At 59.2% G+C, this 25,560-nt stretch carries 18 protein-coding genes and 1 pseudogene; 5 read left to right on the top strand and 14 right to left on the bottom strand.

What is annotated here, in order from left to right:
* Window positions 1-113: 113 nt before the first annotated feature.
* Window positions 114-2,195 (bottom strand): spermine/spermidine synthase domain-containing protein, encoded by a 2,082-nt coding sequence (locus tag JI59_RS25035; RefSeq protein ID WP_007015716.1) that lies wholly within the window; start codon window positions 2,193-2,195, stop codon window positions 114-116.
* A gap of 263 nt (window positions 2,196-2,458) precedes the next feature.
* Between JI59_RS25035 and JI59_RS25030 the strand changes: the two genes are divergently transcribed.
* Window positions 2,459-3,925 carry a hypothetical protein gene (locus JI59_RS25030; RefSeq protein ID WP_007015717.1) on the top strand — a complete coding sequence of 489 codons (1,467 nt, stop codon included), beginning with the start codon at window positions 2,459-2,461 and terminating at the stop codon, window positions 3,923-3,925.
* Between the two features lie 271 nt (window positions 3,926-4,196).
* Here JI59_RS25030 and JI59_RS27225 read toward each other — a convergent pair whose 3' ends face one another.
* The 3 genes and pseudogenes from JI59_RS27225 to JI59_RS27925 all read right to left on the bottom strand — a co-directional run.
* Complete coding sequence (locus JI59_RS27225) at window positions 4,197-4,334, bottom strand: hypothetical protein (RefSeq protein ID WP_007015718.1); 138 nt, start codon at window positions 4,332-4,334, stop codon at window positions 4,197-4,199.
* A gap of 396 nt (window positions 4,335-4,730) precedes the next feature.
* Window positions 4,731-5,327: a class I SAM-dependent methyltransferase gene (locus tag JI59_RS25025; RefSeq protein WP_007015720.1), complete on the bottom strand. Its 597-nt coding sequence runs from the start codon at window positions 5,325-5,327 to the stop codon at window positions 4,731-4,733.
* 520 nt (window positions 5,328-5,847) lie between these two features.
* A pseudogene (locus JI59_RS27925) lies at window positions 5,848-6,572 on the bottom strand (hypothetical protein); the annotation flags it as partial.
* Between the two features lie 350 nt (window positions 6,573-6,922).
* On the opposite strand from JI59_RS27925, the gene JI59_RS26550 reads away from it, so the two are divergent.
* Window positions 6,923-8,668: a CgeB family protein gene (locus JI59_RS26550; RefSeq protein ID WP_138921564.1), complete on the top strand. Its 1,746-nt coding sequence runs from the start codon at window positions 6,923-6,925 to the stop codon at window positions 8,666-8,668.
* The gene (locus JI59_RS25005; RefSeq protein WP_239000660.1) at window positions 8,560-9,450 is read left to right on the top strand and encodes a glycosyltransferase family 2 protein; all 891 of its coding nucleotides are present in this window, start codon (window positions 8,560-8,562) and stop codon (window positions 9,448-9,450) included. The genes JI59_RS26550 and JI59_RS25005 overlap by 109 nt, the downstream gene beginning before the upstream one ends.
* 83 nt (window positions 9,451-9,533) lie before the next feature.
* Here JI59_RS25005 and JI59_RS26545 read toward each other — a convergent pair whose 3' ends face one another.
* The 9 genes from JI59_RS26545 to JI59_RS25875 form a co-directional block, all read right to left on the bottom strand.
* On the bottom strand, window positions 9,534-10,004 hold the full coding sequence (locus tag JI59_RS26545; RefSeq protein WP_275042272.1) for a phytanoyl-CoA dioxygenase family protein: 471 nt from the start codon (window positions 10,002-10,004) through the stop codon (window positions 9,534-9,536).
* Between the two features lie 184 nt (window positions 10,005-10,188).
* Window positions 10,189-11,559 (bottom strand): IS1380 family transposase, encoded by a 1,371-nt coding sequence (locus tag JI59_RS25000; protein WP_007015846.1) that lies wholly within the window; start codon window positions 11,557-11,559, stop codon window positions 10,189-10,191.
* A gap of 443 nt (window positions 11,560-12,002) precedes the next feature.
* On the bottom strand, window positions 12,003-12,872 hold the full coding sequence (rfbA, locus tag JI59_RS24995; RefSeq protein ID WP_007015725.1) for a glucose-1-phosphate thymidylyltransferase RfbA: 870 nt from the start codon (window positions 12,870-12,872) through the stop codon (window positions 12,003-12,005).
* A 43-nt stretch (window positions 12,873-12,915) separates the two neighbouring features.
* On the bottom strand, window positions 12,916-13,806 hold the full coding sequence (gene rfbD / locus JI59_RS24990; RefSeq protein ID WP_007015726.1) for a dTDP-4-dehydrorhamnose reductase: 891 nt from the start codon (window positions 13,804-13,806) through the stop codon (window positions 12,916-12,918).
* The gene (gene rfbB, locus JI59_RS24985; protein WP_007015727.1) at window positions 13,803-14,864 is read right to left on the bottom strand and encodes a dTDP-glucose 4,6-dehydratase; all 1,062 of its coding nucleotides are present in this window, start codon (window positions 14,862-14,864) and stop codon (window positions 13,803-13,805) included. Before rfbB ends, rfbD begins: the two co-directional genes overlap by 4 nt.
* Before the next feature lie 2 nt (window positions 14,865-14,866).
* Window positions 14,867-15,430, bottom strand: a complete 564-nt coding sequence (gene rfbC / locus JI59_RS24980) for a dTDP-4-dehydrorhamnose 3,5-epimerase (RefSeq protein ID WP_039858825.1) — start codon at window positions 15,428-15,430, stop codon at window positions 14,867-14,869.
* 53 nt (window positions 15,431-15,483) lie between these two features.
* The gene (locus JI59_RS24975; RefSeq protein WP_337999263.1) at window positions 15,484-16,464 is read right to left on the bottom strand and encodes a polysaccharide biosynthesis/export family protein; all 981 of its coding nucleotides are present in this window, start codon (window positions 16,462-16,464) and stop codon (window positions 15,484-15,486) included.
* A 277-nt stretch (window positions 16,465-16,741) separates the two neighbouring features.
* Window positions 16,742-17,995 carry a rhamnan synthesis F family protein gene (locus JI59_RS24970; protein WP_007015730.1) on the bottom strand — a complete coding sequence of 418 codons (1,254 nt, stop codon included), beginning with the start codon at window positions 17,993-17,995 and terminating at the stop codon, window positions 16,742-16,744.
* Between the two features lie 11 nt (window positions 17,996-18,006).
* The gene (locus JI59_RS25875) at window positions 18,007-19,686 is read right to left on the bottom strand and encodes a methyltransferase domain-containing protein (protein ID WP_007015731.1); all 1,680 of its coding nucleotides are present in this window, start codon (window positions 19,684-19,686) and stop codon (window positions 18,007-18,009) included.
* Between the two features lie 444 nt (window positions 19,687-20,130).
* Between JI59_RS25875 and JI59_RS24960 the strand changes: the two genes are divergently transcribed.
* Window positions 20,131-21,774: a glycosyltransferase gene (locus JI59_RS24960; protein WP_007015732.1), complete on the top strand. Its 1,644-nt coding sequence runs from the start codon at window positions 20,131-20,133 to the stop codon at window positions 21,772-21,774.
* On the top strand, window positions 21,771-22,433 hold the full coding sequence (locus tag JI59_RS25870; RefSeq protein ID WP_052118060.1) for an NAD-dependent epimerase/dehydratase family protein: 663 nt from the start codon (window positions 21,771-21,773) through the stop codon (window positions 22,431-22,433). Before JI59_RS24960 ends, JI59_RS25870 begins: the two co-directional genes overlap by 4 nt.
* Window positions 22,434-22,464: 31 nt before the next feature.
* Here JI59_RS25870 and JI59_RS24950 read toward each other — a convergent pair whose 3' ends face one another.
* On the bottom strand, window positions 22,465-25,434 hold the full coding sequence (locus JI59_RS24950; RefSeq protein ID WP_007015734.1) for a Tn3 family transposase: 2,970 nt from the start codon (window positions 25,432-25,434) through the stop codon (window positions 22,465-22,467).
* Window positions 25,435-25,560: the final 126 nt, after the last annotated feature.

Raw genomic sequence — 25,560 nt, 5'->3', positions numbered from 1 at the left:
GCTCACGCCTTTGGGATTATCAGATGATCGTCAGACGGCGATGGCGTAGATCCATCGAACCGATACGTCGATCATTCGCAGGTCAGCATCGAATTTTCAGGATGCCCGGTGGACTAACCGCTCGTCTGGCGTGCCTTGGGGATCAGCAGGAATGCCGCCAGATAGAGCAGGCCGGTCACGATCAGCAGGTTGTTGTAGCCAAGCACAAGTGCCGAGTACTCAAGGCAACCGCCGACGATCGAGCCAAGCAGGTTGATCGCAAAGGCCGACTGCGAGTCCGATGAGCTCTGGAACCGCTTCGCAAAAGCCACGTTGGCCAGATAGATCGGAAGGAATGCCAGGACCGTCGCAGCCAACAGGCGCGGCAGGAAGGGCAGGGGGAGCAGCCAGTCGGGGCGGATCGCCCAGGCCAGCGCAAGCGATGCCGCGATGCCACCGTAGACAATCGGCAGCGGCGGCGTGCGGAACCTGCGCGTCGTCTCAACCGCGGCCAGGACAATGACCAGAACACCGGCAAAGACCAGGGCATTGACGAACCATGTCGTCCCGAAAAGCAGGGCGAAGGTCGCGACGTTCTTGGTTTCCAGCAACAGGAATGCGGCGCCCATGAAAAACAGGTCGGCATAAGGGCGCATCGGCCGCAGGGGGCCGCCCAGCACGCGCACAGCGGCAATCGATGCCAGCAGGATGCAGATGAGCGTGACCGTGTAGAGCTGCGGGAATGCTCCGCCCTTGAAGTAGAGGAACGGCGCGTCGTCGGTCGCCGGCTTGATCACCTTGTCGGGCGAAGCAGGCGCCCAGATACCGGCGCAGCTCTGGTTGGCCGGGTTGACGCCGACGGCGATGACGGCCTGTGCGCCGGAGAATGTGTCGACACACGGCGCATGGCCGAAGGCCTTGGCCACGGTCCCGGCAAGCCTGTCGATCAGCCACGGCTCGCGGTAATAGTTGTACATGGCGAAGCTGCCGCCAGGCTTGAGGTGCCTGCGCACGGACGCCATTGCCTCCTCGGTGAAAAGGAAGGATTCAAGCCGGATCTGCGAAGCGCCGCTGACCAGGGTCAAGGAGTCGGGCAGGGCGAATAGGATCAGGTCGTACTTGCGGTCCGTGCTCTCGAGGAAAGCGCGGCCGTCGTTGATGTGGCGCACCACCCGTTTGGTCGAGTATGGCCGGTCCGGATTGAGCTCGGCGCCGATTTCCATGATGCGAGGGTCGATATCGACTGCATCGATGTGGCCCGCTCCTTCGGTAAGAGCGATAGAGACGTCAGATCCCGAACCGGCACCAACGATCAGCACATCCTTGAGGGGATTGGCGGGAAGGCGCAGGTACGGCGTCTCATAGATCCTCTCGCCTTGTTCGAGCTTCCATTTCGCGGGTGCCATGAGCTGATGCGGCACGCCGTTCACGCCGATGAGCAGCATGCCCTGCTCTTTCGGGCCGACGGGCTCCGTAATGACCTTGTAGTAAGGCGACCAGCTCACCGATGGATTCATCGTCTCCATCAGCAGTTTGCCCACCAGGACGAGCGCCCAGGCGCAGGTCACCAGACGGCGCGATGGACTTGCGAGCAGGAGGTAAATGACAAACGCAATTGCGCCCCAGGCAACCGAGGGCGCGTGCATGAAGCTCAGGCCGGTGAATGTCGCGATCCCGATAAGGGAGCCGATGAGGTCATAGCGGTAGGCGGTGAGCGGCGGCAACTTTCCGAAGCAGCGGCCTACCACTTCGGCGGGGCCCGCCAGGACCACGGCAACCAGCAAGAAGATGACCGGCAATGCCAGCCAAGCCGGCGGTCCGTTCACTTCGAGCGACGTGAAATAGATGATTTCCGACCCGCTGCGCTCGATCGTGACGGGGAATCTCAGGACGCCGGCAACGAGGATACTGAGGAGCGGCATCGAGGCCGGCCAGATCGACCAGCTCTTGCGGCTGATCAGGAATCCCGCGCCAATTCCGAGGAAGGAACCCAGCAGAATGAAGTTCGAGAAGTAGGAGAGGTGGACGACGTTCGCGCCGAGCCAGCGGATCAGCGCCAACTCGAGAAAGAGCATGAGTGCGCTGGCCAGCAACAGACGAACGATCGTCCTGGACCGTTCGCCCCCTTCGGAAAGCTCCGATGTCGGCGGTCCATCCGGAGGTGAAACATCGTCCTGCGTGGACGGATCGGCCAGTTCGCGTTCAACTCTGAGCAATTCTGATCCCCCCGGATACCCGCATTGCAATGGTTGGCTTCCAGATCGAAAAGCACAATCCAAAAGATGCGCCTGGCCCCGCCGATCTCGCACCTTTGCAGGTTGTCGTAACAGCGCGACACTAGCCCGTTGAACCCAAAAATTTAGTTAATATTGACTTTATGTGCCCGCCGGGTCTCGAATAGCGCGCTTCCACTCTTGCTTTTCGGCGGACCTTTCATGATCTGCCAAGGCTGCACGGTGGCAAGGGGATCGCACGTACCATGGCGTTAGAGGCAGGCGGCGCCACATCGGTAAAGCGCCTAATCTGGATTGCGGTGCTGCTTTCCGCGGTGGCGCTGGCCCTGCGATGTTCGACTTTCGGCAATCCCAATCTTGGGGTGGATGAGCAGTTCTATCTGCTGGTCGGGCAACGGATGCATGGCGGGGCGCTCCCCTATGTCGATGTCTGGGACCGCAAGCCCCTCGGGCTTTTCCTGCTCTACTGGCTTTTCGCCTTCTTTCCCGATCCGGTGCTTGCCTATCAATGGGGCGCGGCCGCTTTTGCAGCGGCAACCGCGTGGGTTATCTGTCGGCTGCTTCTGGATTGTACCCGGCCCCAGGGGGCGCTGCTGGGCGGACTGGCTTATCTCGTCCTCTTGGGCCCGTTCAACGGTTTCGGCGGGCAAGCGCCGGTGTTCTACAATCTGCTGATCGCCACGGCGGCCCTGCTGGTCTGGCGAGGGGCGATGCAACTGCATTCGGGCCGGGCGATTTCACGCATCGATGTCGCCATGTCGCTCTGCGGGCTGGCTATCGCAGTCAAGCCTACCGCCATTTTCGAAAGCGCGTTCCTGGGCCTGTGGTGTGCCGCGGCGCTATGGCGCGATGGTCGCCGCATGACCATGATCGCGCCAATCCTGCGCTGGATGCTGCTGGGCGCCATTCCCACGATCGCTATCGGCGCGGTCTACATGGTTATCGGCCATGGCAATGAGTGGTGGCATGCAATGGTCACATCTTCGCTGACCAAGCAGGTCCGGCCGCCTGAGCAGCTCTCCTTCCTGAGCTATGCTCTTGCAGTGCGGATAGGTCCCGTGGCCTTACTGTCTCTATGGGGCCTTGTGGGAATTCGAAGCGAAAGGCCCCTGCTGGCATTTCTCGCTGGCTGGCTACTGGCGGCAACGGCCGGGTTGCTGGCGCTGCTTTCCTTTTTTGCGCATTATGCATTGCCGCTATTGGTTCCACTCAGCGTCGCCGCAGGGCTGGCTTTCGCCCGAGGCGGAGCCGGGCGCATCGGTTTCGCCGCTTTCATTGCGGTCTATGCCCTCTGGTATGACTTCACGGACTTCAATCTGAGCCGGCAGGCCCGCCAGGAAATGGCACAGCTTTCCCAATTGGCCCAGGCGCACGATGGGGGCGGGGGAATGTTGGTCTTCGACGGTCCGTCCTGGCTTTACGCCATGACCGGCAAGCGCTTCCTCTCGCCACTGGTCTTTCCCCAGCATCTCAATTCCGAGATCGAGCGAAACGTCAGTCATCTGGATACCGATCGAGAGATCGACCGCATCCTTGCCCGGCGACCGGGCGTAGTGGTCATGGCTCTTCGGCCGCGCAACGAGCCGGTAAACCGGTATGCGACCGATCGCGTGCGGGCTTACATCGCCGGGCATTGCCGCCGCGTAGGAGCCGTTACCCTGCATGAGCGAGGCGATGAGGCGCCAATCGGCGTTTTCGGCGACTGTCGTTAGGCCAGGACCGGATCTGCCTGCTTGAGATGCTACCTGATCTCGCCTCGTCCTGAGCGTATTTTCAGGGCCGTCGCATTGTTCCGACGAGCCGGTCAGACTTGGAGCATCACCGGCATCGTGGGGACCGGATCAGGTCGTGCTGGCGGTGGTGCTGCAGAAAAGGTAGCAGACAGCACTCTACGGCACAGCAGCGTATGAATTGAAGGTCAGTGGCTCGCTGGCGACCTCCTCCGCCTGCCGTCTCGCCGTGCGCCAGCTGTAGATCGGGCTCTCAGCTATATCTTGCCGCTTCGCCACCTCGTGCACGGTCGCATCCGAGCGCGTCCGCCTCCCGCATGATCGCGGCTTGCGCGGCGGGCGAATATTTAAGGCGGTGATCGGTATGGGTGATGACCTCGATCCGGCCCATCTCCTGATTTCCTTATGGAGTCCAGAACGAGACTCCTATCGATCACTCCCTCGCCAACAGGATGAAACCGCGCAACACGTCGGAGGCTGGGCGCTAACCTGCCAGCTCTCCCTGGCCAAATATCTACATAATGCACGAGCAATTAGCCTGACGCGCAGACAACTGCGCCCGCCGAACGGGGAATAGCCCGAATAGCGGTCGTGTAGGGACGAAAGTGGGGCAGAAAGTCCATGATTTCGGCCTATTTCACGCACCACAAAGAGCGCACCGCGCCGATGCTCGCGACTGACGCCGAACGACGCCGAAATTCCTATCTGTGCAGAGGTTCCCTACTTCTACGACCGGAGGCGCGACGACATCACGCTGGCGCAGGTGCAGCGGGTGCGTCTGAAGAGATCAGACGGGTTTTTCCATTACCGCCAGCGCCTGCCAGAACGGCGGGTGATATGTATCATCTGAGCCGTCCGTAAAGCTCGGCTCAAGAAACCCGGAATCGCGCGCGAAGCGACGGATCCAGTCGCGATGCAGAAAGGCATCAAGTTGCGCGGCTGCCTTGCCCTCACGCAGTAATCGCTGGTTCGCTTGCCACACTCGGTCATGCGCCGAATCCTCCATCTCGAGGAACGAGAAAACCATGCGTCCGCCCGGCTTCAACGCACGAAACGCTTCGGCGGTGTAAAGGTAGGCTTCTGCCGGAAATAAATGAGTGAAGACTGACCAATGGAACACAATGTCGAGCGAGCCATCAGGCGCCGCGATGGTGGGGGTGGTGTTAAGGACTGTCGCATAATCCGGACACTGACGCGCCAGTTCTTGCAGCAGTTCTGGTACCACGTCAGCCCCGATGTATGTGCCTTTCCAGCCTGAACGCCGAAGTGCTTGCGCAGTGCGCCCGCAGCCGCAGCCCAAGTCATAGACCGCCATGCCGTCAGTCAGACCGTTATGGAGCAGTACCGCGACGTGACCATCGCCTTGGCTTACAAAGGTCTCCATACTTTCGGCTCCGATTGCTTGAGCTAACGCCAGCGCACGGTTGTGTGGTATCTGCCGAAGTTTGTTACGCACGATTTTCCGGTAGTCATTGATGGAATGCGTATTTGCGCGCCTCTGTTGGCGGAGACGAAGTAACCCTAACATGAAATTGCCTACCTGACGCCCTCTTGGCCTTGTGCCATGCCATGTCGGGTATGACAAGAAAGCGCAAGGAAGGATGCCCGAAATTCCCCCCCTCACCCCGGTCGTCAATCCGGCGCGTTCTGGGTTGGCTCTTGGGCAGATGAGGCTAGTTTAGTGTCTGTCCATAAACAGGCTGTTTCTTGTCGTCTGGTTTGACTTCAGAGGCGGCTGCTATCGCTATCGACAGTGTATTGCGAGTTGAGCAAGTCGCTGCTTTGGTATCCGAGGCATGATTATGGCGAGATCGGCGCTTTTGTCCGACCAGTAGGCAAGTGAGATCGCCCGGCGGCGGCCGGTGGAGCAGTCTGGGGGCGCGAACCTGACTATGTCTGTTTGAAGCGGGCTTGAGGCACGAGATGCCAGCCTCGATCCCGGCGCGGAAGTTGCGCAATTGGAGATGAACCCATTTACTCTTGGCCATGTCCTCGATTTTGAGACTGCACTTCTTGTGGAAGGCGACGTCGCGTACCCCGATTGCCAAAGCCGCCATCGGCGGCTGATAAGCGCGGTGGCTCGCCATACATGGCGACATGCCGCTCTTGCCGGTGGAGAAGTTGAGCTTGTGGCCGTATTGGACGTCGCGGCCGCCTTTGACGATGATTTCGGCATGCGGTTCAAGCAGGCTGACCAGCTTGTCGGCCGTCGGGACGCGCTCACCGGCAAAGACCCGTCGCCGGGTCTGGTCGATGACCCGCTCAATCAGGGACAGATAGTGTTCAACCTCAAGACGCTAAGCTGCGCTCTCGATGCTCGAGCCAAGGCGCAATGCCAGGGGCAGTTGTGCAAAGGCGCGGAATGAACATGAAACCTCGAGATGGAAGGCCAGTTCCTCGTAACTCAGCTGGCGATATTGCTTGAGCACAGCGCACCGCAGAACCGATTCTCCCGGTAGCCCCTGGCTCGCCGTGTCCTCGATGCCAGCCCCACCAGATCTGCTGCCAGCAGTGGCAGCAACTCAGTCTGCACATCGAGCCACCCTGAAATCGCCTTGAGCACACGTCCGATCTGGTGATCGGCAAACAGATCGAATAGGCTGCTCTGGAATATGCGTTTTTGGCGCATTGTCGGCTCCTGCGTGTGTTGATCATGCCATGATTTCAGTGGTTTGAGCCCACAGCATAATCGTCATCGCCGGGCTCTTAAAGCCCGGATTCAACATTTAAGCGAAATAATTCAATATCTTAGTGTTTATAGGCGGGCACTAGATCGCCGCCCACTCGGCATCTGACAGCCAGAACAAGGAACGCGACACTAGCAATGACCTGCTCTTCTTCAACTTGGTTTCGATCCTAAGGACTAATCGACATCGCACATGATGAGTCTGTTTTGGGCGCGCCGGTTTTCGCTTGGCTGTCTCAGCTATCAGCGGCTAACAGCTACCGTGCCCTAGGTGCTCGACAGGAAGGCTTATCTTGAATTTTGCGATGTGGTGCCGGCATCTCGTAGCCGGGAAAATGTTAGGGCTATTCGGCATACTGCCCCAATCACGGCAGGCGAGCGTCATTTCCAACTTTCGGGAGAATGATGCCTCCGATCTGGCGCGCCAATTGAGCGTCTTAAAGGAACTCTACCGAGAAGCAAACACTGAGGCCCTGACGCAGCGTGCCCGCGCAGCATGGCTGCACGAATTGGCAAAGGCTTTGGCCCGGCCTCCAAAGGGGTGGCGTCGCTGGCTTCCTTACGAGTTATGGAGCCGCAGGGTATTAAGGCGCTTGGCTGCCGAGAACATCTTTGACGGAGCGGACTACATGTCCCGCTATCCCGACGTCCGACTAGACGGGCAAAACCCGGTTTACCATTACCTCGCCCACGGTATTGGCGAGGGGCGTGACGCAGGAGGTCGGCTTTCAACCTGTGCGCACATCGATCCGGATCTGAGCGCAATCCCCGAAATCTTGGCGAGCAGATTGTTTGACGCCAATTGGTATGCTGAGCGGTATGGGGTGACCGGCTCTGAGCGCGACTTGGCAGAAGACTTCCTAAGGGCATCCGCCGCCGACGCGCTGCGTCAACCTGGTCCACTTTTCTCCGGTTCATTCTATAGCCTAGAAAATCCCGATATCCGCGAAATAAACCCTCTTGTCCATTACTTGCGTTACGGAATGCAGCAGGGCCGGCGGGCCTTCCAATCCGCCACTGCCGATGCCTTCATGACCGATGCCTCGGACCAACCCATCCATACCATCTACGACTTACTCGAACCAGGCCGGCCAGTGGTCGTCCTTCACTGGAAAGACGGAAATTTCTTCTTTACCGATATCGCAAAATACATATCTGAGGTTCTAAATTCCCAAGGATACAGAGTTATTTTGCGCGATGATCATCGAAATATTGATCTCCGCAGCGTGGAAATTATTGTCGTCGCGCCTCACGAATATTGTGTTCATGGGCCAGGCGTTGAGTTTACTCCACAAGTCGCCGGGAGAATTGTCTACGTCAATCTCGAACAGTGGCACACATCCTGGTTTTCGCTGGCGCTGGACAAGATGCTCAAGTCGCGCAAGGCACTCGACATCAACCCTCTGTCGGCGCGGGGTTTATCACGTTTGGGCATCAAGGCGGGTTTCCTGCCTTTGCTACCGGCAAAGGGCGGTGTTTTCGATCTGGGGCAGGCGCCTCCTTCGCGTCAATTGACGCAGTTGCGTGCAATCAAGCCGCTGACTTACCCTCGCGACATTCTCAAGCGGCCTTATGACATTCTCTTTGTGGGCTACCTCAACGAACGCCGGGCGCGAGCGTTGGCGGATCTGGGCCATGCACTGTCCGGTTTCGACTGCTTCCTGCACGCACCCCGCTTCAATGGACCAGTCACCACCGAAAACCCCAACATGATTGGCGGCCGCGATGTTGCGCAGATCGCCCAGCATGCGAAGCTGCTGCTGAACATCCATCAGGGGGAAAGCCATTATTTCGAATGGCATCGCCTGGTGATATCAGGTATCGCGCAAGGCTGTATTCCCCTGACGGAACCATGTGCAGACATCGGCATCGTGAAGCCGGGCGAACACTATATCGAAGCGGCCATCGAGGAAATGCCCGCCCGCATCGAGTGGCTGCTGAGCACATCGGAGGGGCAGATGGAAATCAAAAGGCTTCACAAGAACGGGCAAGTGCTCATGGCTCGTCTTCAGAAACAGTTTGCAGGGCGCGCGTTGTGAGGAAGAATAGCTATACCGCATCAGCGGAGGGAATGCTGGTTCAGGATGCCGAGGTGCTGTTTGAACGCGGCAACCGACAATCCCAGACGACTATCATCATACCCCTATACAATTACGCCCATCACATCGAACAGGCACTGCAGTCAGCAGCGGCGCAATCCACTGACGATGTGATGATCCTCGTGGTGGACGACTGTAGCACAGATCAATCCGTTGAAACGGTTTTAAAATGGATGAAAATGCAAACCGGCCGTAAAGGCTTGACGCTCCTGAAAAACAGTAAAAATTCCAAACTGTCAATAACCCGCAATACCGGAATAAATTACAGCAGATCAGAATACTGCTTCATGCTTGATGCGGACAACATAGTCTATCCACGCTGTGTGGAAAAGCATGTCCAGGCTTTAGAAGCTAGACCTGAGGCAGACGCGGCGTACAGCCTGATCGAAGTATTCGAAGGCAGAAGGGACGTGATCGGCGCTGGTGTATTCATCAAGGAAGGGCTGATCCACGGCAATTTCATTGATGCCATGGCAATGTTTCGCCGATCCGCGCTGCTCGCTATGAACGGGTACGAAAATCTTCGCCATGGTTGGGAAGATTACGAACTCTGGCTCAGGATGATCGAACAGAAAAAAATCGCCATTCACATACCCGAAATACTTTCAAGATACCGGCAGCATGAAAGATCGATGCTCAGAACTCAGACCAACAGGGGCGACAACAATATTGAACTGCGCGCTTACATGAAGAAGCGGTTTTCTTGGCTCGACCTACACTAAGCGAACAGAACCTTACCTTCATGCAAGATGACGACGACGCTGCCGCCACTGATGGACTAACAAGCGGCGGCGCGCTACCTCAATCAGGCGCTGGTGACGTCTGAGTAGCTGGATACAAACTCTACACCGTTACACTCGTTGGTGGGGAACTTCGACCAACGTCTGTAGTAAGGCGCATGTCTGGCGGCCGTATAGTGTGTGACTAGACTGCGGCGGGTGAGGCCGGGTTTGGTCACCGCACTTCCACCATGCGCCAGATCTGCATGCCAGATGAGCACATCGCCAGCCTTGGGTAAGAATCTTGAACGCGCATAGCCGTAAGTTTCGGCATTTGCGTGAAGGGCGGCGAGGAAGTCATTATGCTCGCAAGGCGCGGCTTCTATCCACTTCGATAGAGAGCCGAAAACATAGTCAGGCGAACGATGACTGCCGACAAAGTATTCGAGTTCGCCCGTTCCTTCACTGACATCTTCCAGCGCAACCCACGTCGCCATCATTGACATCGGATTGCAGTCGACCTTGACGTACGCGGTATCCTTGTGAGCGGAAGCGATGATGGCGGGACAGCCTAGCCCGTCCTATTCACCGGATCTCTATTTCCGTGAGCGCTGGTGCTGAGTTTGGGCTTGCAGAGTGAAGGGGGCGAGCCGGTTCGCTGCGTCTTTTTCACCGCGGGTGTTCGATAGGTTTGCGGGGTTGAAGGGCAGGATCGGCATCTCGGCGGCGCGGCCGCGTTGGCTATGTCGGTGCGAGCCTGACCCCGGCGGCGACGGCGCGGAACGTGCTGGCGTCAGGGCATGCTGAGGCGAAGGCGACGCGTATGCGCGTGGCGGTTTCGATGACGCGGGCGGCGACCTTTATGAGCCGCAGGCGCAAGGTCGCGAACTCTGCAGTGGCCAGCGACGCGGCTTTCGGGATGGTTTGTCGGATGCGCCACATCAGCCAGTAGGCGGCGGTGTGGAGGATGAGGCGCATCTGGTTGGCATTGGCCGAGCGGCACGAGGTGCGGTCGCTGGCAAGCTGGGTCTTGTGCATCTTGATGAGGTTCTCGGCCTGGCCGCGAGCACAGTAGAGCGTGTCGTAGATGTGCTCGGCGGAGCCGCCTGCCAGGGAGGTGACGACATACCGGATGTCCATGCCGAGCATGCTCGCCTCGATCCGGGCGGCGACGCGGCGCTGGCACTTCCAGCTTTTCGCGCCATAGTGGGTCTCTGCATAGTGGCGCAGGATTACCCGGCCTTCTTCGGCGCGCTTGACCGCACAGGCATCGGCGGCCGCGACGATTACCGGATCGGCGCGCAACGCAGCGTTGGTCGGCAGACCAAACACATAGTCGACGCCGGCCGCCTCGCAGAAGGCCATGACCTCGGGGCGGCCATAGTGCCCATCGCCGCGGATGGTGATGTGCGTTTCCGGCCAGTGTCGACGGATATGCCGGACGAGGCGGCGAATATGCCCTGCGGCCTCCGCGCCCGAAGGTGTCTTGCCGGTGCGCAGCAGCATCGCGACCGGCCGGCCGGTCGCAGTGTCGTAGACATGGATCGGCAGGAAGCAGCGCTCGCCGTGATGACCATTCCAGAACGACAGCTGCTGGTAGCCATGAACGACATCGCAGGTGTCATCAACATCCAACGTCACCGCCTTGGGCGGCTTGGGATAGCTGGCGCAGTAGATGCCAATCATGACCTGCATCATGTGCGCCAGTTCGCGCGTGGACGGCGCGTTTTCCCAGCGGCTCATGGTCGGTTGGCTGGCAAGGCCCGCGCCCGCCCCCGGCAGCTTGCCCAGCGCCAGGCGGAAGCCGGGATCATCGCGCAGAGCATCAAGGTCGTCGGCATCTTCGTAGCCGCAGCAGATCGCCAGGACCCGTGCCCGCAGGATGTCGTCCAGTGCATGGATCACCCGAGAGGGGGCGCGCGGATCGGCAATGCAGCCGGCGAGCTGTGCGCAAATCCGCATCTCGCGCTCCGCCTGCGCCAGTAGCAGAACTCCGCCGTCCGAGGTCAATCGGCCTCCGTCGAACGCCGCGCTCACTTTCTTGCGCCCGATGGCTGGAAACGAAAATCGGCGCGCGCTAACCTCGCTGCTGGCGGGTGTGGCTTGTGGCATTTTCTGTCCTGATTAGGAATGGTGTCGACAACCAATTTCCTACTTCAGAACAGTGCTTTACGCCACTTCCGCCAACCTCATATCGCGCTCCGGTGAATAACAACGGCTAGTTTCTTTGATCTTTCGGACCGGTACTAATCGTTGAGCCTCTGGCTGACAAAGGCGCTTACCAAGCTTGCTAACGGGTATCCAGACAAACGTGTCGGCGAACTCATGCCTTGGATCGACGTGGCCTGAGAACACCACTTACGTTAATTGGATATGGGACGATCATGGAGCGACACGCCTATTGGTACTGGTGAACTTTCAACAAACTACCGCATCCGGCTCGGCCGTAGTGGAACTGCGACGCCCTGTTGTAATACGAGAGCTGCGCTTTAAGACGTTTAGAAAGGATGCCAGATGGATATCTATCTGGCATCCTTTATCGCGAACGCTTAGATTTAAGTTTCAGCCAAGATCCCGCGCAGATATCGACCGTAATCAGACTTACCCAGCTTGCCAATCGCGCGATCCATTCCGGCTGCGTCGATGAAGCCCTGGCGAAAGGCGATTTCCTCGGGGCTGGCGATCTTGAAGCCCTGGCGCTTTTCCAGTACGCGGACGAACTCGGCTGCGTCGAGCAGGCTGTCGGGGGTGCCGGTATCAAGCCATGCGTAACCGCGGCCCATGATCTCCACCGACAGTTCACCGCGCTCCAGATAGACGCGGTTGACGTCGGTGATCTCGAGCTCTCCGCGCGGGGAGGGCTCGAGGTTCGCAGCAATTTCCACCACCTGCGCATCGTAGAAATACAGGCCCGTGACCGCCCAGTTGGACTGTGGCTGTTCTGGCTTTTCCTCGATCGAGACGGCCTTCATCGTCTCGTCGAAGGCGACCACGCCATAACGCTCGGGATCGTGGACGTGATAGGCGAACACGCTGGCGCCGGTCTTGCGCGAGGATGCGCTGGACAGCAGTTCGGGCAGGCCATGGCCGTGATAGATGTTGTCGCCCAGGATCAGCGCCGAGGGTTCTCCGCCGATAAAATCGGCACCGATCACATAGGCCTGCGCCAGCCCGTCCGGGCTGGGCTGCTCGGCATATTCGAACGTCATCCCCCACTGCGAGCCATCACCCAGCAGACTTTGGAACGCGGGCAGGTCACGCGGGGTGGAGATGATCAGCACTTCGCGGATACCCGCCAGCATCAGCGTGCTGAGGGGGTAATAGATCATCGGCTTGTCGTAGACCGGCATAAGCTGCTTCGAGGTCGACAGCGTCATGGGATAAAGCCGCGTGCCGCTGCCACCGGCCAGAATGATGCCCTTCACGTCTCGGTTCCTTGTTTACTTGCTTTCAGGGGATTCTCGTCAATCAGGCGGAGCCTTCGTTTAGGCGTGTGACGACGGTGGTAAGTGCGCCTTGCCAGTCGGGCAAAGACACGCCGTGGACAGCGGCGATCCGCGTGCCGTCGAGGCGCGAATTCGCGGGCCGCGTGGCGGGCGTGGGATAGTCGGCGGTGGTGATCCGCCGCACCGTTGCGAACGGTCCACCGATGGAGGCAGAGGCTGCGAAGATAGCCTCCGCGAAGTCCGCCCAGCTCGCCTCTCCACGCGCGGTCATGTGGAACATGCCACGCAGGGCCGGATCGTCACTGGCGACGAGGTTTGCGGCTACCAAAAGAATACCATCGGCAATGTCGAGTGCGCTGGTGGGATTACCCACTTGGTCTGCCACCACCGACACCTCATCCCGGTCCCCTGCGAGGCGCAGCATCGTCTTGACGAAGTTGGTCCCGAATGGGCTGTATACCCACGCCACGCGAAGAATCGCGGCATTGCCGCCATGCTCCTTTAGCACCGCCTGCTCACCAGCCAGCTTGGAAGCGCCATAGACGCCGGTGGGGCCGGTCGGGTCGCTTTCCCGGTAAGGCCGGTCCAGCTTACCATCGAATACATAGTCGGTGGAAAGATGGATTACCGGCACGCCCAGCGCCTTGGCCGAGCGTGCCACCGCGCATGCGCCCGCACCGTTGACGGCATGCGCTAGGTCCGCCTCGCTCTCCGCCTTGTCGACCGCTGTATAGGCAGCGGCCGAAACCACCACGTCGGGCGCTGTCGATTCCAGAGCACGGGCGACCGATGCGGGGTCGGCCAGGTCAATCTCCGGCCGCCCCAGTGCGACGACATCGTGCCCAGCGGCGCTACCGCGCTCGATCAGCGCGGTGACCACCTGGCCCAACTTGCCGGTGACGGCGATCCTCACGCAGGCGCCTTCGCGAAGGAAAGGCCGAGCCTCTGCCCGTCATAGCGCTCACGCAGCGGGCCCCACCACCATTCGTTTTCCAGATACCAGCGCACCGTCTTCTCGATGCCCGTGTCGAAATTCTCGGCAGCGCGCCAGCCCAGTTCGTTTTCCAACTTGGTCGCGTCTATGGCGTAGCGCGCGTCGTGCCCCGGGCGGTCGGTGACGAACTCGATCAGGTTCTCGCGCGGGGCGTCGCCCGGCAACAGTTCGTCAAGCACGGCGCAGATGCGGCGTACCACGTCGATGTTCCGGCGCTCGTTGCGACCGCCCACGTTGTAGGTTTCGCCCACACGGCCCTTCTCGATGATGATGTCGAGCGCGCGGGCATGGTCGTCCACATACAGCCAGTCGCGCACGTTGTCGCCCTTGCCGTAAACGGGCAGTGGCTTGCCGGCGAGCGCGTTGAGAATAGTGAGCGGGATAAGCTTTTCGGGGAAGTGGTAGGGACCGTAATTGTTCGAGCAGTTCGACACCACGATGGGCATCCCGTACGTGCGTTCCCATGCCTTAGCCAGATGGTCCGACGCTGCCTTGGAGGCCGAATAAGGGGAGCTGGGATCGTAGGGAGTCGTTTCCTCGAACAGCCCTTCATCGCCAAGCGATCCGTAGACCTCGTCGGTCGAGACGTGGAGGAAACGGAAGGCCGCCTTGGCATCGGCATCAAGCCCGTTCCAGTATCCGCGCGCGGCCTCCAGCAGGGTGAAGGTGCCCACCACGTTGGTCTGGATGAAGTCGGCAGCGCCCGTGATCGAGCGGTCGACGTGGCTTTCGGCGGCCAGGTGCATGATGCGGTCGGGGCGGAAGTCCGCGATCGCCATTTCCATCGCCGCGCGATCGCAGATGTTGGCTTGCAGGAAGCGATGATTGTTACGTCCCTCGACAACCTTTAGCGAGGCCTCGCAGCCAGCATACGTGAGGGCATCGATAGTCAGGACGTCATAGCCCTTGTCCAGTATCAGATAGCGTACGAGGGCCGAGCCGATGAAGCCGGCCCCGCCGGTCACGATTACGCGCATTATTATTCGCTCCAGCTGAAGTAGGCGGGAAGTTCGGAAAGGCGCGGCTGCTGCCGGTCCTTGGAGGAAAGCGTGTCGGGATGCGCGACGTCGGGCCACACGATGCCAATGGCGGGATCGTCCCACGCCAAGCCCTTGTCGCACTCGGCGCTGTAGTAGCCCGTCACCTTGTAGGCGATTACGGTGTTCGGTTCGAGCGAGCAGAACCCGTGGGCGAACCCGGCCGGAATCCAGAGCTGCCTGCCGTTTTCCGGCGTCAGTGTTTTTGCCACCCACTGTCCGTAGGTGGGCGAACCGGCGCGGATGTCCACTGCCACGTCGAACAGCGCGCCCGCAGTGCAGCGCACCAGCTTGCCCTGCGCGTACGGCTCGGTCTGGAAATGCAGGCCGCGGACGGTGCCGGCTCGTGCGCTGAGGGATTCGTTGTCCTGCACGAAAGTCCAATCACCGCATTCCCGCGCGAAGACATCGGTCCGGAACGTCTCAGCGAAATACCCGCGCTCATCCCCTATGTGTCGGGGAATGATCAGCTTCAAGCCAAGAAGGTCTAGGGGTTGAACTTCCATGGTCTCGCTTCGTTAGCTTGGCACAGCGGCTTCTCCGCTATTTCCCGGTTGAGTTAGTTTTTGCTGTTCTGCAGCACCTGAACAGTGCTCGTCACGGTAAGGATGGGCGAGAACAGCTGACTGATCAGCTGGATGAGCTTGCTCGGCTGATTGGCTCGCGCGTTTCCGAAATAGATCACATCGCGATCTTGCAGGGCAAAGCGCTGCGCGAGAAAGAACGAGCCTGCCTGCATCATGTTGATGTGATAGACGACAGGCTTTGTCTGCCCATTGGCATCAGGGACGTAGCGGAATACGAAGATGGCCTTTGGATCGCCAAGGTTGGGGTTCGGTCCACCTGCCGATGCGATGGCTTGTGCCAGCGTCATATTAGAATGGGTTAAGGCGATCTGGTCAATCCGCCCCGCCGCCCCTAAAATTGTGAACGTCCGAGGATCGCTGATGAGGGCGATACGATCGCCTGGATAAGCGCGCACGTCCAAGGCCGGGTTGTCGAGCAGTTCGCTTAAGGGCAGTTCGGTGGAATGCTGGCCGCGCATGACTCTGACATCGAGATCTGCCGCCCGTCCTCGGTAACCGCCAGCCAAGGCAACGATATCGGACAGCGTTTCGCGGTTTGTCTGCAGCACGAGGCGGCCTGGCCGCGCTACTTCACCACTGACTATGACGGAATTGGTGATCACGTCGCGCGCGGTTACCAGAACTTGCGGATTTTGAGTCAACCCGCGGAGAGACCTGCGGATCTGGTCCTGGATTTCGTCGATCGTCTTGCCGACCACATGGATACGTCCGGCATAGGGAATTACGATGTCACCATCGTCATTTACCCGGCTTGGGGGAAGCGTATGCACTTTCGCGGAAGGATCGAAGGCGGGAGCCGCAAGCGTCGACTGCGTTCCTCCGAAAAGTGAAACACCAGCTTCGTAAATGGATACTTCCAGCACGTCCCCCGGACCGACCATGTCAGTCGGAGGCGGAGCCAATTCGGGTAGCGGTGTGGCTGTCCGGTGGGGCACTTTGGGCACTGCGTCCATGCTCGTGACCTCGACAAGGCCGATCCCGCCTTGTGATTGCTCCAAATCTCTGGTGATCTGCGACCCCGTAGGTCCACTGGAGGGAAGGGTCGCACAGGCGCTCAGTTGGCCGGCAACCAAAACCACTACAAGTGCTCTAAACCACATCATCTAAGTGCCTGGCACCTTCAATAAAGTAAATGCAGGCCCTTAGATGAGCCTTTGGAAGCTTGCAATGGCGGTCGACCCAGCCATTGGAAATTAGCGGCCGATTTTGCAGGAGCCGCCCGCAGGCCCGTCAAGAGATCGACCGTGCATGGATCGCGGACCAGCTCAGGCCCGCACGCTCGCACACCAAGGGCCACATGCGTTCGATGGCGTGAAGCACCGACCCATCGTAAGGCACAGGCTCGCGCGGCCATTGCATGCCCTGCGTCGCCCCTCGCATCATTCTGGCGACCTCGACACGGGCGATGAACATGTTACCAACGGGTATAGGGCCGGGATGCGCCCTGAGCTGCATGTCTAGCTTTTCTGCCATGGCCTCGCAGAACGCGCGGTTCTTCCCCCATCCGACGCTACGAGAAAAGTCGGGGAACAGCAGACCCAGATTTCTGTCCTGGAAGGCATCCATCGCGGTCTGCGTCAACAAAGTTCCATACAGGCTCTTGCGCCACTTTTCACCGTAGCTGCCGCCCACGTCCGGGCTCTTCTTGGTGTGAACATGGCAGATCACGTCGCCGTCGCCGGCATGGTCGATCACGTGGTCGAGAAATGGGCCGACATCGCGGCCGTTGTTCTCGGTCCGGATGACCCGCGCTCTAGAGAATGCCTGCTCCTCCACAATGCGGCTCACCGCTTCATGGTTCTTTTGCGTCGTCGTCGTGATGAGGAAACGAGCTTGATGCGCCGGACCGACGAAGCGGCCGAGCATTTCTTCCAGGATGTCGGGGTAGAACGCATGGATATGGATCAGCATCGAGGGGGGAACTTGTTCCACCATGTCGCCCTCGGCCGCGATGCTGGGATAGCGGATGAAATCTCCATTTTTCTCCCGGGCCGCATGGACACCGGGCCTAGGATTAACGGCGACGATGCCGAGCTGCAACATTTTGACCGTCTGGCGAACGCTAATTTCGCGCTCTCGCGCCGAGGTAAAGGAATCGAACGGCGTCAAATGTGCCGGACCTGTATAGTTGGTATCGATCTCTACATCGATGGGAAGCTTTTCCCGGCGGGACAGGGCGTCCAGCTTGGCGAAGATGTCTGCCTCATATTGCTTGTACGGATTGGTGTCGTCGCTCTCCGGAAGTGGTGGCCAGACCGGCGCTGCAGTTCTCGCTGCAGTTGCGGGCCCATTTGCCTCCGGCTGCTGCCAAGAACGCTCTTCCCGGCCATTGGGCTTGCGCCCGATGCACTGACCTATCCTGACGTAATGTTCTATCGGCGTCATGCCGCTGTCCAAAACGTCGGGATACCGTTTAATATACCAGGCTGAGTCGAATGTACCGTTACTGGTCAACCGCTCGATATCATCTGTGAATTTGGTCATGGAGCCGATCTTTAGTCGAACCGCCGGTTCTCGGTGATCCCGTGGTGTATGAAATGCCGCAGAGGATCCTGCCCGGAAGCGGCGACATCCGGATTCCTAGCCAGATAGGCATCGCTGTCGAACAGGTCTCTTCGCAAGAGCCGCCTATCACGCATATGCCGCTGCCAGTTGAGCGGCATGTAGCGCCACCACCACTTTCCCTGCTCTAACAGGAAGCTCGCTGCTGCTTGCAGCCATGCGTTGCGTCTTTCCAGCTCGACTGCATTATCCTGCTCCTGCGCCACCATGCGGCTCAGTGCGGCGATTTCCTCGCGGTGTTCCTTCAATTGGGCTTCAGCCTGCCGCGCCGCTCGGCCACTTCGTTCGAGTAGCTCCTGCGCCTCCGGCAGGTCGTTCGTACCGTTCGGTTTCACTGGCAAGGAAGAGACCAAAACCTGTTTCGAACTTGCGGACAGCGTGTCCAAACGCCTTTGCAGATCGACATTGCGGCTTTCCAGCAGACTGACCTGATCGCTTAGGGCGCGCCCCTGCTCCATTGCCACCTCATGTTCGCGAGCCAGCGCGTTGTGGCGCCTTGCAAGATCGCGTGAATTGGCGGTCAGCGCTCGCTCGAGCCGGGCAATCTGCCTTTCATTCTGCGTCCGATTGAGGGCAAGCTTGCAAACCCACTGGTTTGCATCGGCCAGATCTTGCCGTACTTTCTCTACTTCGGTTGCAAGGCGATCCCGCTCTTCCTTTCGCTCTTGAGCAGTAGCCCAAGCCTGCACTGCCTCCTCCTCGCGCTGCGCGAGGCGGCTTTGCAACTCGCTCGTCGCATTGGCTTGGGCTTGCAGGCTCCGTTCATGGTCCTGGGTTTCCGCATTCATCTGTTCAAGTTCGCGCGTCAGCTCTTCAGAGCGCTGGCGCAAGGCGACCAGTTCTCTGTCCTTGACGGCGGCCTTCTCGTCCAGCAATGCGAGACTTCCCCGATGGCGCCCGATCTCCTCGTTCAGGCGCGTGATTTCCTGAACCTGGTGTTCGAGTTCGTCCTTGTGCCTGGCCTCCAAATGCTGGCTATGGAGGACCCACCTGTGCTTTTCTTCATGGGCCGCCGTCAGAAGGCGCGTGTCTTCACTGTCGTCGGTGGGATTGAAGATTTCTGACGATCTCCATGTCAGGATGTTGGTGGCCGCGACCTTTTTGAACACGAAGTCGCGGTTCAGGTCCGCATCGCTTGGGCCGCGACGGAACACGGCGCAAAAGTCGTTCCATACGTCGGCTTTGCGCTCAGCAACGAAGCTTTCGACCAGCATCACGTCGAAACCTTCGTTTCGCGCCCAATCCTCCAGCGCTAGTCCTGCGTCCGGGTAGAAACGCCAGTAGTCTTGGGGATAGCGGTGCACCGTCCCATTGGAAGGTGCGCTGATATAGATGTGTCCCCCTGGACTGGTCTTCGCGCACATCATGAGGAAAGTGCGCCAGAAAGCCTTGTCATGTTCGAAAACCGACGATGCCATGACCATGTCGAAATGGTCATCGGGTACGCTCCAGTCGTCAAGGCCGGTGACCACGATATCGACCCCGTCACCGGCCTCGAAATCCAGCCCTATGTATTCGGCGTTTCGCGGCGCATGATCCCGCAACGTGCCATTCACGTTCTGGGCACCGATCTCCAGAATCTTGGAGGAAGTGGACGGCAGGTAGGTGTCCATGACAAGCCCTCCGATCCGATATGCCGTATCATGCATGGGAAGTCCCACTCCTTTGAAATCCGATCTCGTTCTGCACTGCAGAAGAAAAGGCAATCCTGGCTTCGCGCATGCCACTTCGCCAAGAGGGTGAGCACATCAAGATGGTCGGCCTTTCTGCAAGGGAAGGAGAGTGTTGCGCCTTCCATAGTGCAGCGTGCTTCGAAAAGTCCATCGTCCAATGCAGTCATTCACGACCCTTTGTAAGCCATGCTTAAAGCTCCGACCGTGAGGGTCACAGAATTTGCTGCATCTGCACAGAGGCACGCTTGCACATGCAAGGTGACGCTGCCATTAAAGCATCGCCAAAATGTCAGGGAATGCTCGGAGCTAGATACGCGAAGCCGGGTGCTACCCGCTTAATGTATTAAAATATTTTCTTACATTTGAGAAATTAGGATTATTTGAGTGGAGAAAAAAAATATTCTTCTGGCGCAGCAAATGCTTGATGAAGGGATTATTCATAAATCCTTTTACTTGAAGCAAGCTCCCGAACTCGTAATATCCTCTGATATTGACATGGCCCTTCACTATTTGAATGAAGGGGAGCGCCAAGGTCTTGCGCCTAGTGGATTTTTTGATCCGGTGTTCTATCGCCGAATGAATCCCGACCTTGAAGACGTAGACGAATTGTTGCGCCACTATTTGACATTCGGACGCGAGGAAGAGCGTTGGGCCAGCTTGGCCGCTCAGTTGATAGCCGCCGGGCTCGATACGTCTGCAGTCCAGGAGGGGCTTGTTCCCGCTCCCGATTTACCGACGACAGATCCGCACTATGTCCATGCTTTCGCCACATCCCTGACTGTCATCGACAATGACCCACGGTATTTTTCCAGCGAGTTCTACCTGGCGCGCCACCCGGACATCGAGGGGACTGAGCCGATCGTCCATTATCTGAATTATGGGCGTCACGAAGGCCGTATAACGAATATATCGTTGATGAAGGGCATATTCATCGACGAACAGAAGATCGACCCAAGCTTGCCGTTCGTCCTAATCGGCGTTCACGAAGCCTCCAAGACTGGCGCGCCTATCGTTGGAATGGATCTGGCACGACAGATGGCCAGCACCCACAATATTATCTTTGTGAGTTTGCGAGACGGGCCTTTACTCGAAACGGCCAAAGCACTGTTTCCCGTTGTCGTAGTTGCAAGCCAAATCTACGAAGAAAATCAATTTTACGTAGATATTATTTTAAGTTCATATCCCGTAGATGATGCGATTTTCTCAAGCACATGCTGCTTGACATTCATTATGGCGCTTTCTTTGCGCGAATGCCGTACAACATGCCTAGTTCATGAATTTCTGGAGTATATGATTCCCTTCAGGGATATCATTTACCACACTGACCTGCTGGTTTTTTCCTCGCGAGAGCTTCTCAAGTCGTGGCAATACATGCTCGACAATTACAATAGAGACCCGGCCTCGGTGATGGTCCTGCCTCAGCCAGCATCGGGTGCGAGTTCACGCAGAATGACTAAGGCGGAAGCGCGTGCCAAAATATCCGCCGCCACCGGCCTCGATCTCGACGGGGCGACAATAGTGTTAGCCGCCGGGCAGATCCAGATCCGCAAAGGTACCGATATCTTCCTGCAGATCGGCAGTCAGCTAAAGCGCACACCGGGCAAGTTCGTAAGCATCTGGATCGGCGAGCAGGTTAGCGAGTTCGAAATGAGCTTTGGCATCTGGCTTCATGCCCAGATGGAACGCAGCCGGGATGCTCAAGGCAGGCTGCCCGTCCACTTTGAGCCGGCGGGTCCGCTCTATACCGTTCTGATGGACGCTGCCGATGTGTTTCTCGTGACTTCCCGCCTCGACCCCCTGCCCAACGTGGCGCTTGATGCTGCCGCGCGCGATATACCGGTCATCGCCTTTGCTGGTGCTACGGGGCTTGCCGATCTGGCCGATCAGGGCAAAATGAATCTTGTCGAAGTCGAAATTGGGGCGATAGATCAAGTCATCGCTGCGATAAAATCGCATGCAATGGGAAGGAGCGCATCGGCGCCTCGCACCCAGAGCCAAGCAGCAAATGCAGAATTGAGGGCAGTATGATTACATCAGGCTCGTGCGCGATTATAGGCGGAGGTCTTATCGCGACAGCAGGCGCGCTGGCACTGGGGAACCTTGGCACGCCGGTTACGGTAGTGACACGAGCGCCCCCTCCCTTGAACGGGAAGAATATCGCCTGGAACTACGGGGATGTGTCAAGCTCAACTGCCTACCAAGCGGTAGCAGAGGCGCAGAGCGTGGTTTACGCGGCAGGTACCCTGGGCCCTGCAACACAACTCGAATCAGTACATGGAGCGATCGCAGAAGAGATAGTTCCGGTACTGAAGCTGGCAGAAGAGGCGGCCCTTAAGGGTGTTCGCACTTTTGTATTCATATCTTCGGGCGGGACCGTTTATGGACCCAATGCCCCGCTTCCCACAAAGGAAAGCGTGCGAGCGGCCCCCATCAACATGTACGGCACCGTCAAGGCGCTGACCGAGCAGGCCCTTTTCGAGGTGGGTCGCAAATACGGTATCACTATCGTAGTTCTTCGGGTGGCCAATCCCTATGGCCCCGGGCAGAGCGGAACCCGGCGACAGGGTTTTGTCGCGGCGGCCGTGAAGACCGCGCTCGCCGGCGAGCCCATAGTGATCTGGGGAGACGGCAGCACGACCCGCGACTTCGTTTATCTAGACGAGGGCATAGCGTGGATGGTACGCTAAACAACGCTAAGGGCGAACAATCAGCGAACGCTTATGCGACGCGGCTATCCGGCGGGAGATTGAGGGCCTTGCGGCCAGCGGAAGCGGCTGCGCGATCCCAGAGGAAATCGCCGGAGAAGGCAATATGCTCCCAACCCACGGGGGACGTATGGGCGAGCAGATAATCAGGCACCGCGACCGAGGTTGATCGTAGATGCTGGGCGGCAGCATCCATGTAGATCGTGTTCCAGTAGACGATCGCGGCGATGACTAGATTGAGGCCGGATGCCCGATATTGTTGCGCCTCATGGCTGCGGTCGATGATCCGGCCTTGGCGGAAGGTGTAGATTGCCTGCGTCAGGGCATGGCGTTGTTCGCTGTTGTTGAGACCAGCATGGCATCGCTGGCGCAGATCGGGATTTTCCAGCCAGTCCAGCATGAACAGGGTTCGCTCGATCTTGCCGATTTCCTGTAGCGCGACGTCGAGTTGGTTCTGCCGTTCGTACGCGGCGAGCTTTCGCAGCATGACCGATGGCGCGACATGGCCGGCCTTGATCGAGCCGACGAGGCGCAGCACGTCATCCCATTGTTCAGCGATGATGTCGGTGCGGATACGCTTGCCCATTAGCGGGGCGATGGCCGGATAGGCCTTAACCGGCGCGATCGGCGCGAGGCGCCGGTCTGGAAAGTCGCGCAGGCGCGGGCAGAAGCGAAATCCCAGCATCGCGCACAGGGCGAAGACATGATCGGTCGCCCCGCCAGTGTCGGTGTAATGCTCGACGATTTTCAGATCGGTGCCGTGGCTGGTGAGGCCGTCGAGAACATAGGGTGCCTCATGCGTCGCGGCAGAGATCACGTTGACGTGGTAAGGCGCACGCTGGTCGGAAACATGAGTGTAGAAGCTGAAGCCATGATCGACGCCATAGCGGGCGTTGATATCGCCGCCCGATGCACCGCGCTTCGCGCCCCTGAAGAACTGGCCATCGGAACTGGACGTTGTGCCGTCGCCCCATACGCGCGAGAATGGCAGGCGGTGATGCGCGTTGATGAGCACGGCCAGCGCCGCGCAGTAGCTGTCGTCGCGGATATAGGCGTCATGGGTCCACAGGAGCTGGTCGCGCGTCACGCCCTGGCTCGCGGCAGCCATGCGCGACAGGCCGAGATTGGTGGCATCCGCAAGGATGGTGGCGAGCAGCGCGTTTTCGTTGGGGCACGCTTCGCCGGTGCGCAGGTTCGTGAATGCAGCAAGAAAGCCGGTTTCCTGCGCCACTTCATGCAGCAGCTCGGTGATGCGGATGCGGGGCATCATCGCATCGAGCCGGTCAGCCAGCGCTTCGGCATCGGGCATCGCGATCGTGCGAACCGGGGATATCTGGAGGCGGCCGTCGCGGAACCGCACACCCTCCAGAGCGTCGCGCTTCAGGCGCTGGGCAAATTTCTTCAGTCGCCAGTCCAGTTCGCGGCCCCGTTGTTCGAGCCATTCGCTGGCTGTGGGTGGCAGACCAAGAGCCGACACGATTGGCTTCGCCTTCGGTTCGCTGAGCAGGTAGCTGTCGAACTGGCGGTATCCCGCCGATCGCTCCACCCAGACATCCCCCGAACGCAACTTGTTGCGCAGATGCGCGATCGTTGCGATTTCCCAGAGCCGCCGGTTGATCTTGCCGTTATCGCCAACGACGATTTTTCGCCATTCTTTACGGAAGGGCATCGGAGCGTCGGTAGGAAGATCGCGTTTGCCCGACCTGTTGAGGTCGCGCAGCATTTCGATGGCAGCGATCGTTTTCGCACTGCCCTTTCCGGCCCTGAACTGGAGCGTCTCAAGCAGGTCGGGGGCGAACTTGCGTAACGTCGCATAGCGGTCGGCCGCGACCGTCAGCGGATCGAGGTTGGCGGTTTCCGCGATGCTCGCCACTTCCGGCCTCGCCTTCATCAGGGTGTTCCACCCGACCGATGCGTCCAGGACCTCAATTGGATCTTCGCCAGTATCGACCGCATCGGTCAGCGCATCGATCGTTCTGCGAAAGATCAGCATCAGCCGCGCCACGTTCTTCGATGTGGCGGCATAGCTACGCGCCTGGGCATTCTTCGCGCGGGTGAAGATGCTGCCGATCAGCTTGTCCGCCATCTCCAGAGCGCTGTCGGTCAGCTGCTCTTCAAGATCGAGCAGGAAGGCAACCAGCGTGGCGCGCCGCCGGGAGGGAACGTATCGCTCGATCATATAGGCAGGCGATGCACGGCCTTCCCGGACATATTGCCGGAAGCGGTCCGCGTGGATGCGGCCAGCCACGTCCGGGGAGATGCCGATCTTCCGCACTTGCCGCAGGCGGTCGAGAATCTGGCGGATATGATCGGGCCTTGCCGCGATGGGAATGGTCTTGAGCGAAGCGAGCTGGCTCATGCCCCCGGCGTCGTCAAAGAGCTGGTCGAGGGCGTGGACCTGTTCAGCGCTGAGATCGTCGATCAGGGCATAGGCGGCTTGCTTGCGGGCACGCGCGCGCCCCGCGCTGCTGGCACGCTCGATGGTGGAGATGGACGGCAGCAGAATCCGGGCCTCACGAAGGGCGGTGACAACACCGGTCGCTATCGTCATCCCCTTGTCGGTCGCCCATGCCGTTTTCGTGGCCGCTTCGATCATGAACGGAATATCGGCACGCGTCGGCCCTCGCAGTCCCAAGCGCGCGGCTAGCTCGCGAGCATGGTCCGTCATGGTCTGGTCCCTCGCCGCATAGTCAGCCAGATCCGTGACGCGCAGGCCAAGCTGTTCTGCGACGAAGGCGGCGAGATCATGGGGCATCGCTCCCCTGTTCTGTATCAACTGCGCCAGTGTGATGCCCGGGTGGCGCAAGAGCGCGAGTTGCAGCGCGACGCCCAACTGGTTCCGTCGTTCCCGTCGCGCGCCGATGATCTCGATGTCCGCAGGCTCGAAGGTGTAGAGCCGAGCCAAGTGGTCGCGATCGGTCGGGATGGCAAGGATCTGATTGCGCTCGCTCTCGGTCAGGAGTTGATGCTTGCGCTTCGTCATGCCGATTCCCGTCCACAAAAGGTCAACTGCGCCTATGGACAGCCATGAGTAAAGAGACATAGTATGTGGACGGCTATGGGCGGGGTGAAGCGGTCGCCCTTCAGAGCGTCCACAGAACGACCGTTT

The organism is Novosphingobium pentaromativorans US6-1, from assembly GCF_000767465.1.
GTDB classification, from domain to species: Bacteria; Pseudomonadota; Alphaproteobacteria; order Sphingomonadales; family Sphingomonadaceae; genus Novosphingobium; species Novosphingobium pentaromativorans.
This window is presented reverse-complemented; position numbering and strand designations above follow the sequence as displayed.

Bases quoted from the DNA above. Each gene is read 5' to 3' on its own strand.
- JI59_RS25030 (WP_007015717.1), top strand. From the start codon at position 2,459: ATGGCGTTAGAGGCAGGCGGCGCCACATCGGTAAAGCGCCTAATCTGG.
- JI59_RS27225 (WP_007015718.1), bottom strand. From the start codon at position 4,334: ATGGGCCGGATCGAGGTCATCACCCATACCGATCACCGCCTTAAATAT.
- JI59_RS25025 (WP_007015720.1), bottom strand. From the start codon at position 5,327: ATGGAGACCTTTGTAAGCCAAGGCGATGGTCACGTCGCGGTACTGCTC.
- JI59_RS25000 (WP_007015846.1), bottom strand. From the start codon at position 11,559: ATGCCACAAGCCACACCCGCCAGCAGCGAGGTTAGCGCGCGCCGATTT.
- rfbB (WP_007015727.1), bottom strand. From the start codon at position 14,864: ATGCGCGTAATCGTGACCGGCGGGGCCGGCTTCATCGGCTCGGCCCTC.
- rfbC (WP_039858825.1), bottom strand. From the start codon at position 15,430: ATGGAAGTTCAACCCCTAGACCTTCTTGGCTTGAAGCTGATCATTCCC.
- JI59_RS24975 (WP_337999263.1), bottom strand. From the start codon at position 16,464: ATGGACGCAGTGCCCAAAGTGCCCCACCGGACAGCCACACCGCTACCC.
- JI59_RS24970 (WP_007015730.1), bottom strand. From the start codon at position 17,995: ATGACCAAATTCACAGATGATATCGAGCGGTTGACCAGTAACGGTACA.
- JI59_RS25875 (WP_007015731.1), bottom strand. From the start codon at position 19,686: ATGGACACCTACCTGCCGTCCACTTCCTCCAAGATTCTGGAGATCGGT.
- JI59_RS25870 (WP_052118060.1), top strand. From the start codon at position 21,771: ATGATTACATCAGGCTCGTGCGCGATTATAGGCGGAGGTCTTATCGCG.
- JI59_RS24950 (WP_007015734.1), bottom strand. From the start codon at position 25,434: ATGACGAAGCGCAAGCATCAACTCCTGACCGAGAGCGAGCGCAATCAG.